Annotated in this window: 14 protein-coding genes; 9 read left to right on the top strand and 5 right to left on the bottom strand. The window is 45.2% G+C overall.

Features of this window, described 5'->3' with window-relative positions; translation table 11 throughout:
- Positions 1-67: 67 nt before the first annotated feature.
- Complete coding sequence (locus A9237_RS16940) at positions 68-934, bottom strand: helix-turn-helix domain-containing protein (RefSeq protein WP_005438244.1); 867 nt, start codon at positions 932-934, stop codon at positions 68-70.
- A gap of 167 nt (positions 935-1,101) precedes the next feature.
- Between A9237_RS16940 and A9237_RS16935 the strand changes: the two genes are divergently transcribed.
- Positions 1,102-1,347, top strand: a complete 246-nt coding sequence (locus A9237_RS16935) for a hypothetical protein (RefSeq protein WP_078608781.1) — start codon at positions 1,102-1,104, stop codon at positions 1,345-1,347.
- Positions 1,348-1,873: 526 nt separating this feature from the next.
- Positions 1,874-2,773, top strand: coding sequence for a LysR family transcriptional regulator (locus A9237_RS16930; RefSeq protein WP_078608780.1), 900 nt, complete (start codon positions 1,874-1,876; stop codon positions 2,771-2,773).
- On the opposite strand, the gene A9237_RS16925 is transcribed toward A9237_RS16930, so the two are convergent.
- On the bottom strand, positions 2,741-3,085 hold the full coding sequence (locus A9237_RS16925; protein ID WP_045398874.1) for a DUF5329 family protein: 345 nt from the start codon (positions 3,083-3,085) through the stop codon (positions 2,741-2,743). The two genes, A9237_RS16930 and A9237_RS16925, sit on opposite strands and share 33 nt — an antisense overlap.
- 124 nt (positions 3,086-3,209) lie before the next feature.
- Positions 3,210-4,223 (bottom strand): MBL fold metallo-hydrolase, encoded by a 1,014-nt coding sequence (locus A9237_RS16920; RefSeq protein WP_078608779.1) that lies wholly within the window; start codon positions 4,221-4,223, stop codon positions 3,210-3,212.
- A 155-nt stretch (positions 4,224-4,378) separates the two neighbouring features.
- Between A9237_RS16920 and A9237_RS16915 the strand changes: the two genes are divergently transcribed.
- The 3 genes from A9237_RS16915 (at position 4,379) to A9237_RS16900 (ending at position 6,712) form a co-directional block, all read left to right on the top strand.
- Positions 4,379-4,993 (top strand): TetR/AcrR family transcriptional regulator, encoded by a 615-nt coding sequence (locus A9237_RS16915; RefSeq protein ID WP_005438259.1) that lies wholly within the window; start codon positions 4,379-4,381, stop codon positions 4,991-4,993.
- A gap of 323 nt (positions 4,994-5,316) precedes the next feature.
- Positions 5,317-6,222: a 30S ribosomal protein S6--L-glutamate ligase gene (rimK, locus tag A9237_RS16905; RefSeq protein ID WP_005438260.1), complete on the top strand. Its 906-nt coding sequence runs from the start codon at positions 5,317-5,319 to the stop codon at positions 6,220-6,222.
- Between the two features lie 61 nt (positions 6,223-6,283).
- A complete protein-coding gene (locus tag A9237_RS16900) occupies positions 6,284-6,712 on the top strand; it encodes an ATP-dependent zinc protease family protein (protein WP_005432588.1) in 429 nt (142 codons plus the stop codon).
- A gap of 74 nt (positions 6,713-6,786) precedes the next feature.
- On the opposite strand, the gene A9237_RS16895 is transcribed toward A9237_RS16900, so the two are convergent.
- A complete protein-coding gene (locus A9237_RS16895; protein ID WP_078610214.1) occupies positions 6,787-7,521 on the bottom strand; it encodes an MBL fold metallo-hydrolase in 735 nt (244 codons plus the stop codon).
- A 336-nt stretch (positions 7,522-7,857) separates the two neighbouring features.
- On the opposite strand from A9237_RS16895, the gene speA reads away from it, so the two are divergent.
- The 4 genes from speA to A9237_RS16875 all read left to right on the top strand — a co-directional run bounded on the left by speA (position 7,858) and on the right by A9237_RS16875 (position 14,590).
- Positions 7,858-9,768, top strand: a complete 1,911-nt coding sequence (gene speA / locus A9237_RS16890) for an arginine decarboxylase (RefSeq protein WP_009705121.1) — start codon at positions 7,858-7,860, stop codon at positions 9,766-9,768.
- A gap of 1 nt (position 9,769) precedes the next feature.
- Positions 9,770-10,690, top strand: a complete 921-nt coding sequence (gene speB / locus A9237_RS16885; RefSeq protein WP_005432598.1) for an agmatinase — start codon at positions 9,770-9,772, stop codon at positions 10,688-10,690.
- A gap of 262 nt (positions 10,691-10,952) precedes the next feature.
- Positions 10,953-12,158, top strand: a complete 1,206-nt coding sequence (gene emrD / locus A9237_RS16880) for a multidrug efflux MFS transporter EmrD (RefSeq protein WP_005438266.1) — start codon at positions 10,953-10,955, stop codon at positions 12,156-12,158.
- Between the two features lie 266 nt (positions 12,159-12,424).
- A complete protein-coding gene (locus A9237_RS16875) occupies positions 12,425-14,590 on the top strand; it encodes a S9 family peptidase (RefSeq protein ID WP_078608778.1) in 2,166 nt (721 codons plus the stop codon).
- 180 nt (positions 14,591-14,770) lie between these two features.
- Here A9237_RS16875 and A9237_RS16870 read toward each other — a convergent pair whose 3' ends face one another.
- Complete coding sequence (locus tag A9237_RS16870; protein WP_009705124.1) at positions 14,771-15,766, bottom strand: porin; 996 nt, start codon at positions 15,764-15,766, stop codon at positions 14,771-14,773.
- Positions 15,767-15,828: the final 62 nt, after the last annotated feature.

Below are 15,828 nucleotides of genomic sequence, written 5' to 3'. Positions count from 1 at the left end.
GCAAATAATATACCAGTTGCACATAAATTCCAGTTTAGTGCACAACAAAAGTACGCACATGCTCAAACTAAGGTTGGATTCGCTGCTGGTAATGCTGTCGGTAATCTCTCGGAGTCAGTCCCTTGTAGGTCTTGAAATGACGATTAAACAAAGCTTGATTGCGATAACCTACTCGTTCAAACACAATTCCTATTGGTAACTCTGTCGATTGCAACAAATCCGCGGCATGGTTGATTCTTAGCTTCATCAAACGTTGGCTAAACGGCTCTTTAAAGTGCTTTTGAAACAACCGTGTGACTGCACTTTCACTCAACGACAAGTAATTGGCTAAATCGGCCAATGTCACCTTGCTGGCAAAATGCTGCTCAAGATACGCGTTCACACTTGCGACGCGCTCTCTTTCTTGTTGCTCGTGTTCACTCATCGAAAGATAAGAATGCGTCATCAAGGTTTTTGCCGCTTCGTCATGGGCAACCAAAGATAGGATATGAATGAATCTCGACAATTGTTCCATCGCGGGCACTTTCATCAACTCTTGCAGAAGATCCACGACTTGCTGTGCCGTTCGTTCAGAGAACACCACTCCTTTATTTGCGGCTTTCAATAACGGGTCCAGTTTGCGTAACTCAGTACAATAGAACATTAGGTTCGCGATCCACTCACGCTTAAACCAAATCACATGAGTCTCGCAGTTGCTTTCTACCGACGTGGAGTGAATAGAGTGAGGCACACCTGGCGCAATTAACAGCATCTGATTGTGGGTCACCTCGAGCTCGTGATGCCCAATGTGCAAAGTCCCCGTAAAGTGACGGTGGATGACCAACTCAAAAACGTCATCGTGAAAATGGAAATCGTATTCTTTCGCTGGTTCATCAATACGACGGTAGCGCCAAGAAAAACCAGGCCTTTGCGGTACTTTTTCGATGTGCGCCATTTGATACCCCACAAGATAGTATTGTTTCACGCGCAAATAATATCAGTATTACCGACATATTCTTCATCACGCCTCAATAGTATTGATATTGAGCGGCATACTATCAACTGAGCCTCATCACACTCCTTATTCTTCTCTTGTAAAGACAAGCTAACTAAGGAGCTTTTATGAGTAACTTTAAAACCAAGCTGCGCCAGATCATGAAAAAAACTCGTGATGAGTGGGCTGCGTTTGCGATAAAGGAAATGGGGATTTCATCCGATACCATAGCCAAATCTTATGGCTATAAGTCGAGTTGTGATCTTGAGCAAACTCTTAAACAAGACGCAAAAGACGCCGATTCGTACATTCGCTCGGAACCTTGTGCGAGATCTCTCACAAACGATGTAAGCAAAACGACCATTTTTGACTAAGAACAAATCGAACAACAAACCTAACTAACTGAAAATTAATAATTATCCTTTTTTAAGCAATATTCGCTGCCAAAGTTTTTTTACCCAGCTGATTGAGAGTAGCCAGCAAAACAACAATACTAAGTGTGTCGACAGGATGTTGGCGGGAACAGGAAAAAGCCTAAAGGATTGGGTATCTTCAGGATGAAGATTTGATAGCTTAGGATGAGTTGTCAGCAAGGATGTAGTTAAGCTCTAGGATAGAGTTCGCCCGTCAGGATGATAGGCAAGAATGGACACCGCTAGGAAGGCGATGAACAAGGAACTCGGTTAAAGGACTTAGCCACAATCAAGGATAGATGCAGGGAGCACCTATTAGTAGCCGGATTGCTGCGAAAAAGAATAAGCCCCGTCTGGGAAACCAGGCGGGGTTTTATTTTGCCTGTCATTTACCATCCTCCTCTGCGTTATTCCACGCATCATGCTATTATTTCTACACTTTCTCTCGAAACGCTTTCTTTAATAAACGCTGAGCAAACAACGTCCTATGCTTAATCCAGTTTGGTTACACACATTCAAAACTCTTGTCGAAGTCGGCCACTTTACTCAGACAGCAGAAAAGCTCTATATGACCCAGCCCGGTGTCAGTCAGCACATTAAAAAGCTAGAGCAAGCTTGTCAGCACCCATTGATTAAGCGCGAGAACAAAAGCTTTGAACTGACAGAGCAAGGCCGAATGGTGTATGCCTACGCGTTAGAGTTGGAAGAGAAAGAGAAAAACTTACTGGAAGATCTGAGCTTCGATGATCCCTTCGCAGGTCATTGCAAACTAGCTTGTTCCGGAGCGCTTGCCTTGATGCTGTTTGATCCACTGCTTGAAAAGCAAACCCAGCATCGCGGATTGTCGATTCACTTGGAAGCGGCACCGAATCAGTCGATTCTAAATGGGGTTGCTGACGGCCGTATTGATATGGGCATCGTGACTTACTCTCCCAACAAGAGTGTTTTTCAAAGTGAACAAATTGGCAGAGAGGCACTGTGTCTGATCTTACCAAAGTCCTACCATGGAAAAACGTTAACGCCTGAACTGCTTCGAAGTTGCGGCGTGATTGGTCACCCGGATGCTGAACATTATATGACGTTGTTTTTCGACCAATGTGCAGAACCTTTACTCAAAGAGATCAAGGTCAGTGACATGCCATTATCGGGCTACGTTAACCAACTCAGTCAGATTCTTTTGCCCGTCAGCAAAGGGCTGGGGTTTACCGTTTTGCCCTACAGTGCGCTGGAAAGCTTTCCACTAAGAGAAGAGTTGTATGTGGCTGAGTTAAAACAACCGGTATACGAAGATTTGTTTTTGGTGAGAAAACGCAGCCGCACACTGCCGCTGCGATACCAGACCATTAAAGAAGTATTATTGGATGTGATTGGTGGGGCTCATCAATGAAGTTAGCCACTCTTCGCTGGTAATGCGTTTGTCTTGGCAATCCACCCAATAGGGTTTGCCAGATAACCAGCTCTTTGACGCAACCTCTTTTATAAACACATCCACAGAATCAACGTCATCTTTGGCGTAATCCCATTTATTGCGCATGTGTTCTGCCGCTTCTTGATTAGTGTACGCCTTGCCGTTGCGGATAAAGGTGCAAGAGGATTGCTCAACTCGCTTTATCAACGTCGAGATGTCTTGCTCTACTCCTGCTAGTGCAAAGGTAGGCAGAATGCTTAATGTAAGTAACAGCGTCCACTTTGCTTTCATCGCATCTTTATCCTTATCCCTGACCACGTAACTACTATCAAGTAACTACTAATAAGTGACTTAACTTAAGTGACTTAACTTAAGTGACTTAACTATTCTGGCGTTTGGCTGTTTAGCTCAGCCATTATTGCCACCATGCCTTAGCAGGCTGAGGCTCCGCAATTGCCAAACGTTGACCAATCTCAGGGCTCACTAACGTAACACCGCGCTCTTCACTAATGTCTAACGCACGTTGCATCGGTTCATTCCAATCATGCATCGATAAATCAAACGTACTGTTGTGAATCGGCATCATCACTTTGCCCTGCACATCAATGTGTGCCTGAACACTTTGCTCTGGGAACATGTGAATGTCTGACCAAAGTTCGTTGTATGCGCCGGTTTCGATCATAGTGAAATCAAACGGACCGTACTTTTCACCAATCTCTTTAAAGCCATTGAAGTAACCAGAGTCCCCACTGAAGAACACTTTGTGTTGTTGTGCATTAATAACCCAACTGCCCCACAGTGTCGTATCGCGGTCTGTCAAACCTCGACCAGAGAAATGCTGAGTCGGAGTCAGTGTATATTCAATGCCGTCGACAGAATGTGACTCCCACCAATCTAGCTCGATCACTTTCTCCTTAGGCACACCCCAGTTGACTAGCAATTGCCCCACTTTTAACGGCACCAAGAAAGTGCCCACTTTGTCGCCTAGTACTTTAATAGAAGCTTTATCTAGGTGATCGTAATGGTCATGGCTGATCACCACCACATCGATACTTGGTAAATCTTCTAGCGTGATTGGTGTTTGATGAAAACGTTTTGGCCCTGCCCATTGCACAGGAGACGCGCGATCACTGAATACAGGATCAGTCATCACCAGTTTGCCATCGAGCTTCATTAATACGCTTGAATGACCTAAACGGTAGATAACGTCATCCTTCTCTTCTAACAGTTGATTCGCAGTCATTGCATGAACCGGAATTTCAATCGTTGGCGTTGGATTGAGGCGCTCAGTCGTAAAGTAGGCTTTCATGATGCCGAACATGTCACCCAAGCTGCTTTTGTATTCCAACTCTGTGTTTGCAAATTTGTCCGGGTATGTTGGCGCTTTTTCAGTATCAACATTAGAACAAGAAATCATTGATGTACCCATCGCGAACGCTCCTACTGTGGCTAGCAAAGTTTTTTTCATAAAAAGTTAACCCGAACAAAAGTAAACTACACGGTGCAGTTTACATTCTAATTATCAAAAGTAAACTACTTAGTGTAAAATAGATCCAGAAATGATCTTCTTAACTCGGCAAGTTTATGAATGTAAAAAGAAAAGGTCGCAGTGAGACCAAAAGAGAAGCCATCCTGTGCGCAGCAAAGCAAGCATTCCAAGAGTTTGGCGTGCAAAACACCAGCATGGATAAGCTCTCTGCTATTGCGCAAGTCTCCAAGCGCACGGTCTACAACCACTTCCCTTCTAAAGAAGCGATCGTGACAGAGTTACTAACGGAACTATGGCGTTCTTCAATGATGGATAGCGACATTGAACGTTTACCAACACTCCCACTAAAAGATCAACTGGTCGAATTGTTGTACAGCGAAATTATCGTGGTAACCGCACCTGACTATATTGAACTGGCGAAAGTGGCTTTCGGACATTTCTTGTTTAAGCCGGAAGATCTCAAAGAACAAGCGGAACACATGTCGAAGCAAGAAACGGCCTTGTACCGTTGGCTCACTCAGCAATCAGAAAAAAACACATTAAAGGTTGATGATGTGGACGTGGCAAGCATTCAATTGCACAACTTAATTAAAGGCAGCGCATTCTGGCCACAATTGATGGGGATGCGAGCTTCGCTAACCTTGGAAGAATCTAGGGTTTTAGCCACCCAAACGGCTGAACTCTTCCTAAGTCATTACTTAGTTCAATAACAAAAAGCGGCTGAATGGCCGCTTTTTTGTGATTTGTGCCATAGTAAATTGATGAAATTTTGACTCATTTTTCTTTTTCATTCCCTTGACAGTCGCATGCAGCAAGGCGTGAGAGTTCGATAAATTATTTTTGTCGTATCGACGATATTTTTTCGTTTTCATCTACTGAGAAAACGCCCTAAGGTTCGCACCTCTGACGACGTGGTTGTCCAACCACAATTCTAAGTCGCTGAAGAGAGTGGATTCTGTCACATCAATTACACCCACTCACTATACTCTATACTTACATTTTTAATTTGGTACTGACTTACTAAGGAATTGCCATGCGTATTGCTATTCTTTCTCGTAATGAGAATCTATATTCAACCATGCGCCTAAAGCAGGCGGGTGAAGAGCGCGGACATCAAGTTGATGTTATCGATACTCTGCACTGTTATATGGATATTACGAGTAACAACCCTAAGATCCGTTACATGGGTGAAGAATTGCCAAAGTACGACGCGGTTATTCCACGCATCGGTGCATCTATCACTTTCTACGGTACAGCGGTTGTACGTCAGTTTGAAATGATGGGTACATTCTGTGTGAACGAGTCAGTAGCAATCAGCCGTTCTCGTGACAAGCTACGCTCTATGCAGTTGCTATCACGTAAAGGCATTGGTCTACCTCGCACAGGTTTTGCTCACCACCCTGACAACATTCAGGACGTGATCAAAAACGTTGGCGGCGCACCATTGGTTATCAAGCTACTTGAAGGTACTCAAGGTATCGGTGTTGTTCTTGCTGAGACAACGAAAGCAGCAGAAAGCGTGATCGAAGCATTCATGGGCCTAAAAGCAAACATCATGGTGCAAGAGTTCATTGAAGAAGCAAACGGCGCAGACATCCGTTGTTTCGTAGTGGGTAACAAAGTTATCGCAGCTATGAAACGCCAAGCAAAAGAAGGCGAGTTCCGCTCTAACCTTCACCGTGGTGGTTCTGCTCAGCTAGTGAAACTAAGCAAAGAAGAGCGTGCAACAGCAATCAACGCAGCGAAAGTGATGGGTCTAAACCTATGTGGTGTTGATATTCTTCAATCGAAGAACGGTCCTGTGGTAATGGAAGTGAACTCTTCTCCAGGCCTTGAAGGGATCGAATCAGCAACTGAAAAAGACGTTGCAGGCATGATCTTCGACTTCATCGAGAAGAACGCAAAACCAAACGCTAACCGTACTCGCGGTAAAGGCTGATAATTGTTTGAGTGAGAGTCTGATAAATGGCTCTCTTTTAACTCATCGCTAGGATGACACTATGAATCAGAAAATGATCATTGGGAACGCCGAAGCAATTTGCTTACCTGAGTTAGGGATTACTCACCTTGAAGCGCGTATTGATACAGGCGCACAGACTTCTTCTCTGCACGTAGATAACCTAGAGTGCACTGAACAAGACGGTCAGTCATACGTAGAGTTCGATCTACACCCAGATGTTTACCACTTAGAGCAAGTCGTTCGCTGTAAAGCTCCACTGAAGGCGAACCGCAAAGTGAAATCATCAAACGGTACTTTCGAACACCGCTGCGTGATCACAACGATGCTACGCATGGGCGACCAAGAGTGGCCAATCGACATCACGCTAACTAACCGTGAAAAGATGACTTACATGATGTTGTTAGGTCGTCAGGGTATGGCAGACAAAGTTCTGGTAGACCCGAGCCAATCTCACTTATTGGCTCCATAATCCCCGTAGCTTCAGATGAGCGAACTCCGTGGTCGCTCATCTGGCTCTTCTCTGATTTTCTAGCTGCCCTTCTCCTATCTATCGTTCTTCCTTTTCAGAACAGAACGCATTAATCCTTTAAGTTTTATCTTCGTTACTCGCCAATGCGTAATGGGTCTAACCGGTGCGGTATTGATGATGTGTTGATACGCGTCTTCATCAAACTCAACCTCTCCCCCATGTGCCGCCAATAAACAGCTTGGTTTCATCTCAAAAACGCGCTTTAACGAACTGCGATATTGGTTGGGATGAAAGATAGGAAATGGCGCGATCAAATGGCTTTTTACCTGCACCATTAAATCCGCTACGTATAACACACTCTGTTCGGCGTGATAAACCGATAAATCCCTGTCGGTATGCCCCGGTGTTTCCAATATCTGCCAATCAGCAAAACCGGGAATCACCTCTCCATCCACCAGCTCAATATCTGGCTTTAGTTTTCGCGAATACCATAAGTTGCGCTTGGGTTTGCGCATTCGGTTCGCCATCCAACGTGCCAAAATCAAATCCGTAAGATGCATTAGCCAACCATCAAAACCGCCATACCAATGTGTATCTCGTTTGGCTGCCAATAGCTTGCAGCCCGTCAAACCTCTTAGTTTGTGCGCCGCACCAGCATGGTCTGGGTGCATGTGAGTAACGACAACCAGTTTTAGGTCTGTGAATGGGCGATTGAGCTGGTGCTCGATAAAATCTTTGAGGTGAGGAATATCCGCTCGACTTGCGCCATCAAGCAGCATCAATTTGTCTGTATACTCGGCGAGATACATGGTTTGGATGTACCCCTGAATTCTGTGCAGCTGCAAAACATGTCCTTGTTTTGTTGAGTCTTTGTTCTTATTTTTTGTCGACCAACTCCTTACTGGTCAGACCAACTATAACAGCAGAATGGACAGTCTGTTAAATAAATGTTTACACCAACCATCAACAACAGTTGTTAATCGAAAGAACAAATTTTAATCATTAGACTCTGATTGGGTTTTATCCGTTAATGCGCGCACACGGAGTTCGTGTCAGGGTATGAGGTTAGCGCCTCATGATTTGCTTTTTTGTATTTTCTCCTCTATTTCCAATGAGGGCTTAAATACATTTTTGTGAGAATCGAGTTGGAAAAAGCAACTAAATTAGACCGCATCCGCGCGGACTACAACGTTCACTACTGGAGCCAAGGCTTCTACGGAATTGATGACCAAGGCGAGGTATACGTATCTCCTCGTAGTGACCGTGCACACCAAATCCCTTTCAGTGCGATTGTAAATGAACTAGAAGCTAAGCAGTTGAATCTGCCTGTGTTAGTGCGCTTCCCACAAATCGTACACCAACGCGTGCATGGCATTTGCCAAGCTTTCAACCAAGCAATTGAAGAATACCAATATCCAAACAAATACCTGCTGGTGTACCCAATTAAAGTAAACCAACAGCGTGAAGTGGTTGATGAGATCTTAGCAAGCCAAGCACAGCTAGAAAATAAACAGCTGGGTCTTGAAGCAGGCAGTAAGCCAGAGCTATTGGCAGTACTTGCACTAGCTCAACAAGGCAGCTCCGTGATCGTGTGTAATGGCTACAAAGACCGTGAATACGTGCGTCTAGCACTGATCGGTGAAAAGCTAGGTCACAAAGTATTTATCGTACTAGAGAAGCTATCTGAGCTTGATCTAGTACTTGAAGAAGCAAAAAGCTTGGGCGTAACACCACGTCTTGGCTTGCGTATCCGCCTTGCATCTCAAGGTGCGGGTAAATGGCAAGCGAGCGGCGGTGAAAAATCGAAGTTTGGTCTATCTGCGTCTCAAGTATTGAGCGTGATTGATCGTCTAAAACGCGAAGACAAACTGGACACCATGCAGTTGGTTCACTTCCACCTTGGCTCACAGATGGCAAACATCCGTGACGTGCGTAATGGTGTAAACGAATCAGCACGTTTCTACTGTGAATTACGTGCCATGGGTGCAAACATTGATTACTTCGATGTTGGCGGCGGTTTAGCAGTAGACTACGACGGCACACGTAGCCAATCTTCGAACTCGATGAACTACGGCCTTGCAGAATACGCGCGCAACATCGTAAATACCGTCGGTGATGTGTGTCAGCAGTACGAGCAACCGATGCCAGTGATCATCTCTGAATCGGGTCGCTCATTGACTGCACACCACGCGGTGTTGATTTCTAACGTTATTGGTACTGAAACATACCAACCTGAAGAAGTGTTCGAGCCGGCTGCAGACGCTCCATTCTTGCTACAAAACATGTGGCGAAACTGGGAGAACCTGCAAGATGGTACGGATGCGCGTGCATTAATTGAAATTTACAACGATACCCAAAGCGATTTGGCTGAGGTGCACTCACAATTCGCTACAGGCGTACTGAACCTTGAACAACGTGCGTGGGCAGAGCAACTGTCGCTGCGTATTTACTTCGAGCTAAGTCGTCAAATGAGTACCAAGAACCGTTTCCACCGTCCTATTTTGGATGAGTTGAGCGAACGTCTTGCAGACAAGTTCTTTGTGAACTTCTCTCTTTTCCAGTCCCTGCCAGATGCATGGGGTATTGATCAGGTATTCCCTGTTCTGCCGCTTTCTGGTCTTGGTGATGTGGAAGAGCGTCGTGCGGTGATGTTGGACATCACTTGTGACTCCGATGGCGCAATTGACCATTACGTTGATGGCCAAGGCATTGAGAGCACACTACCAGTACCAGCATGGAGCAACGACAAACCGTACCTAATGGGCTTCTTCCTAGTAGGCGCATACCAAGAGATCCTTGGTGACATGCACAACCTATTTGGTGACACCCACAGTGCAGTAGTCAATGTTGATGAAGAAGGTCAATTTGAGATCAGCTACATCAACGAAGGTGATAGCGTAGAAGACATGATGCGCTACGTTCACATCGACGTAGATGCGATTCGTGACAATTACAAGCAATTGGTTTCAGCACGTGTTGAAGCCAGTGAACAAGAACAAATCCTAGCTGAACTAGAACAAGGTTTGGCAGGCTACACCTATTTAGAGGACTTCTGATATGAATGATTTGTTTACTAAAACCGATTATTCGCTTTACTCCAATTCTATGTCGTTTCTACGTCGACCGTACATCAAAAATCCAGTATCGGCAGACGCAGACGTTGTAGTGCTAGGGGTTCCTCTGGACATGGCGACTTCTGGTCGTCCTGGTGCGCGTATGGGTCCAGATGCGATCCGTCGTGCGTCAGTAAACCTTGCTTGGGAAGGCAAGAAGTTCCCTTGGGACTTCAACGTATTTGATAAATTGAAAGTGATCGACGCAGGTGACCTTGTGTTCGATTGTGGTGATGCTGAAGATTTCACTTACCGCCTAGAAGCAGCAACAAGTGAAATTCTAAAGAGCGGAAAGACAATGCTAGGCTTGGGTGGTGATCACTTCATCACGCTACCAATCCTACGTGCTTATGCAAAACACCATGGTCAAATGGCACTGATTCACTTCGATGCGCACACTGACACATACGCAAACGGCAGTTCTTACGACCACGGTACTATGTTCTACCATGCGCCAAAAGAAGGTCTGATTTCTGCGAAGAACTCAGTTCAAATTGGTATTCGTACTGAATATGACCAACAAGATCACGGCTTCAATGTGATCAACGCGATGCAAGCGAACGACATGTCGGTAGAAGAGATTCTGGCAGAGATTCGTCGCACGGTTGCGGATAAGCCTGTGTATGTCACTTTTGACATCGACTGTCTGGATCCAGCATTTGCTCCGGGTACAGGTACGCCGGTTTGTGGCGGTCTGAACTCAGATAAAATTCTGAAGATCATTCGTGGTTTCGCTGGCATGAACATCGTCGGTATGGACGTGGTGGAAGTCTCTCCTCCTTACGACCACAGCGATGTAACGGCCTTGGCTGGCGCGACTATCGCACTTGAGTTGCTTTACGCCTACGCTTCAGGTCGTGAATAACGAAAGTTGTTCTCAATGAGCACAGTATTTTAAGGGGAGCTTCGGCTCCCTTTTGCATTTTCAACACGCAACAAAAATAGATTAGATTTTCTAATCCAAATCATAGATTTTTATCTTGCTCAACTTCACACTTTTTGATTGCTAAGTCAGCACTCAAGCTCTAATATCTCGCGCCTAGATTCCCTAATCACTTTGTTTATTTGGCTCTCCTATATGGAGCGCTAAGGCTTTTTACGTCTTAAATTTCTGGAGAGATACGCAAATGTCCGCCTCGTTTCCATTAGCGAAACTTACCTTTTTAATCGCAATTCTGACTGCCGTAGGTCAAATGACTCAAACGATGTACGTGCCTTCTATCGGTCATATGGCGGGTGAGTTCTTGGTATCAGCGTCTTCACTTCAAGCTGTGATGGCGTGTTACCTGATCCCTTATGGTCTATCGCAGTTTGTGTACGGTACGCTTTCTGATCGTCTTGGTCGTAAGCCGATTATCATTGCGGGTTTGATCATCTACATTCTTGGTACTTTGGTGGCTCTATTTGCTCATGAGTACGAATGGTTCCTTGCAGGTAGCTTTATCCAAGGTTTGGGTATCGGTTGTGGCGGTGCGATGTCTCGTACACTGACTCGTGACTGCTTTGAGGGTGCAGAGCTGCACCGCGCAAACAGCTTGATCAGCATGTGTGTAATTTTCTCACCATTGATTGCGCCAGTATTGGGCGGCTACCTAACAGAAGCTTTCGGTTGGCGTTCTAGCTATTTGTTCCTAGCACTATTTGGTATCGCGGTGGTCATCACCATGATGACAAGCATGATGGAAACCTTGCCGAAAGAGCGTCGCAAACATGAGTCTGTGGCAAAGAGCTACAAGTTCGTGCTTTCAGACAAACGCTTCCAAGGTTTCTTACTGGTATTGGTTGCTACGTTCGCAGGCGTTGCAGTATTTGAAGCTGCAGCTGGCGTACTACTAGGCGGCGTGCTTGGCTTACCAGCAACCACAGTAAGCTTACTGTTTGTTTTACCGATTCCAGGTTACTTAGTCGGCGCAGGCTTATCTAGCTACATCGCGCAACGTCGCTCTGAGCGCCGTGCTTTGAATGTTGGTCTAGTCGCTATCTTAGTTGGCTCAGCAGTCGTATTGATTCCGGGTCTGTTTGGTCTAACAACGGCGTTGACTCTGATTGGCGGTGCAACCATTTACTTCTTGGGTGCAGGTATTTTGTTCCCAGCGGCAACAACAGGTGCACTGTCACCGTTCCCATACCACGCGGGCACTGGCGGTGCTATTTTGGGTGGCATGCAAAACCTAGGTGCGGGTATCGCGACGCTGTTGGCTTCGTTCTTCCCGGCACAAGACCAAATGCCGCTAGGTTGTTTGATGATGGCAATGTCGATCATTGCTATGTTTGGTTTGCGTTGGGTTAATCGCAAGCACGATCACTCAAACGAAATGCCATTGGCGATCTAAAATCTGACTCTCATCACCCAAAAGGGACATGCTGAAAAGTGTGTCCCTTTTTTGTTGCACACATCTTACCCTTTAGCTCTCATCCACCAGCAATTGCATTTAACATCCCATCCAATCTTTGCTAAAAAGAACAGTTGCTTATACAGAAATTATTCGTTTGCCATTCGATATAAAGATATTCACTGGAAGAACACAAACGTACTTTTACTCGCAAGATAAATGAATGGCGAAAAAACACGAGAAGAGTACACAATAAGGATACACAGATGCGTTTCACTTTAACCACGTTGGCCGTATCGGTCGCGCTAGTCGCCGGATGCAGCAATCAAGGATTACCAACCATGAACCATTACTCCCAATCGCAACTCGTTGCTCAACAAACCCAAGCACCCGTTGCTAAAAAAGTCCCTCATGCAATGAATATTCATGGTGATACACGAATCGATAATTACTACTGGATGCGTGATGATGAACGCCAAGATCCAGAAATCTTGCAACACCTTGAGCAAGAGAATCAGTACGCAGAAACCGTTTTAAAACACACCGAAGCACTACAAGAACAGCTTTTTGAAGAGATCAAAGGGCGTATTGCAAAAGATGACAATTCAGTTCCGGTTCGAAAAGGCAGTTACTACTACTCAAATGAAGTGACAGGCGACAACGAGTACGAAGTTCACCTGCGTGCAAAAGACTTTGCAGGTAAAGATAAGCAAGTCATCTTAGATGTTAACGAGCTAGCAAAAGAACATGAGTTTTTCAGTATTGGCGGCTTAACGATCAGCCCAAATGAAAACTTGTTGGCTTATGGCGAAGATACGCTGAGTCGCCGCATTTACACCATCAAGATCAAAGACCTCACGACGGGCAAATATCTAAAAGATGAAATTAAAGGTGCATCAAGTGCGATTGCGTGGCAAAACGACAACCAAGCTTTCTACTACATCAAGAAAGACCCGCAAACACTTTTAGGTTATCAGGTTTACCGCCATGTATTGGGCACGCCTCAAACAAGCGATGAGCTAATATACGAAGAAACCGACAGCGCTTACTACACCTTCTTGAGTAAGAGTAAAGACGGTGAGCAAGTTTACATTTGGCACTCAAGTACAGAAACAAGTGGCGTGTCTGTGATTGATGCTAACAACCCGAACGCCAAAGCCGAAGCTTTCTACCCTAGAGAGACTGGTATTGAGTACAGCATCGCTAAATTGGGTGATTGGTACTACATCTACACCAACTATCAAGCCGTAAACTTCCGTTTGATGAAAGTGAAAGCTGAAGAGATGCATGATCGCTCTAAATGGGTCGATGTCATTCCTGCTAACGACAATTCTCAGCTAGTTGATTTCGACTTGTTTGACGATCACCTTGTTTATGAGCAGCGTACGAATGGCTTGTCGACCGTGAAGGTTCGTCAATTATCAACAGGAAAAGAGTTTCCACTCGAGTTTAATGATACGGCTTTTGCTGCTTACCTAACGGGCAACCTTGAGCTAGACAATTCAAAAGTTCGCATCTACTACAGCAGCCTGACGACACCGGGGACTTACTATGATTTCGACCTAAATACAGGTGAATCTGAAATCATGAAACAAACACCAGTGCTGGGTGATTTTGATGCCGATAACTACCAGTCAGAGCGAATCATGGTGACTGCTCGTGATGGTAAACAAGTGCCAGTTTCATTGGTTTACCGTAAAGACCTCTTCAAGAAAGACGGCACCAATCCAATCTACCAGTACGGTTACGGCTCATACGGCTCCACTATCGAGCCAACATTCCGTTCAACTCGTTTGAGCTTACTTGATCGCGGATTCGTGTACGCAATCGCGCATATTCGTGGTTCAGAAATGCTTGGGCGTCCTTGGTATGAAGATGGCAAAAAGCTGACTAAACAAAACACCTTCAATGACTTCATCGACGTAACCAAAGGACTTGTTGAAGAAGGCTACGGTGCCAAAGATAAAGTGTTTGCTGTTGGTGGCTCTGCAGGCGGCCTACTGATGGGCGCAATTATCAACCAAGCACCAGAGCTCTACCGTGGTATTGGCGCGCACGTTCCGTTTGTTGATGTCGTAACGACCATGTTGGATGAATCAATTCCTCTAACCACCAACGAATACGATGAGTGGGGCAATCCAAACGACAAAACCTACTATGACTACATGCTGAGTTACTCACCGTACGACAACGTGAAAGCTCAGAATTATCCGAACATGCTAGTGACTACGGGTTTGCATGACTCACAAGTTCAATACTTTGAGCCAATGAAGTGGGTAGCCAAACTTCGTGAAATGAAGACTGATGATAATGTCTTGCTGTTCAAAACCGATATGGAAGCAGGCCACGGTGGCGCTTCTGGTCGATTCAAACGATTAAAAGAAGACGCGCTTGAGTACGCTTTCTTCCTAGATCTGTTGGAGACCAAATAAGCTTTAGCCGTCATTCATTATGAGTCACCGAAAACAATGCCCGCTTTTACGCGGGCATTTTTCAATCTAGATACTCGGTGACATGACTCAGATGAGCTGAACAGAAAGAAAAACGCCTACTCACAGCGAGTAGGCGTTAACACAATAAATGTGTTTAGGCAGTAGAAACTGTCCTATTTATTAGAAGTAGTAACGAGCACCTAGAGTCCAGTAGTCGTTTTCTTCGTTGTTGTAGTCGTTACCTAGGTCAAACTGGTAAGCAGCAAACGTGTAGAAAGATGGCGTCACTGCGTACTCAGCTTGTAGAGCCGTTTCACTAGTGATTGTTTTGCTGTCTTTATCGTTTTCTACACCTTCGTAGTTAATACTGAATGTCCAATCGTTAACGCCGTAAGCCAATAGACCTTCAAGCTGAGTTGTTTCTTCTAACATATCGTAGAAGTAATCGTTCATACCGTAAACAACTGCTGCGTAGATGCCAGAGCCGTATTTACCGTAGTTAGCAGAGAACACGTGTGATTCAGCAGACTTTGTACCAAGAGTCGCATTCTTAACGTCACCACCGCTGTATACGTAGCCTAGACCAAACCCAGCTAGCTCTGTGCTAAGCGCGATTTGACCACGTTGCTCATAAGTTGTTGCATTAGAAGTTTGCTCACCTTGCCAGCCCAAGCCAACATTCAGACCAAAACCTTCACCAAACTCGAAACCTTTGCGGTAGCTAAGCATTTTATCTGCACGTGCAGTACCTAGGTTACCTTGGTTGTCATATAAGAAGTCGTTGGCAAACGCGATTGGTAAATCCGCAACGCCTGCTACGTCATAGTATGGAGCCCACTGTGTACCAGCAACAACACGGCCGTACTGTTCGTGAGTAGCACCAATGTAACCTAGACGTGTTTTGAATGAAGTATCGCCACCATTAAGGTAGTTCAGTGCCCATTCACCTTTAGCATCGATAGTTACGCCGTTACCGATGTCTTTTTTACCACCGATGTTAATACGAGGAGATACTTGGTGAACCTTTACTTCGTCTTCAAAATACTCACCCACGCCCACAGAAACGTGGCCGCCGATAGAAAGAGATGTGCCATCGCTGTTGTAAACTTCAGCTGCGAAAGCTTGAGAACCACATGCTAGTGCCGCCACTGCAACGGCTAGAGTTTTCATTTTCATTGTTAACATCCATATAGTTGTTTGTACTGGTTCGCCCCGACAGCAAAATAAAATGCATCAAT

The sequence above is a fragment of the Vibrio owensii genome, assembly GCF_002021755.1.
GTDB lineage: Bacteria > Pseudomonadota > Gammaproteobacteria > Enterobacterales > Vibrionaceae > Vibrio > Vibrio owensii.
The sequence above is the reverse complement of the archived record's forward strand: the minus strand, read 5'-3'. Positions and strand labels throughout refer to the sequence as shown.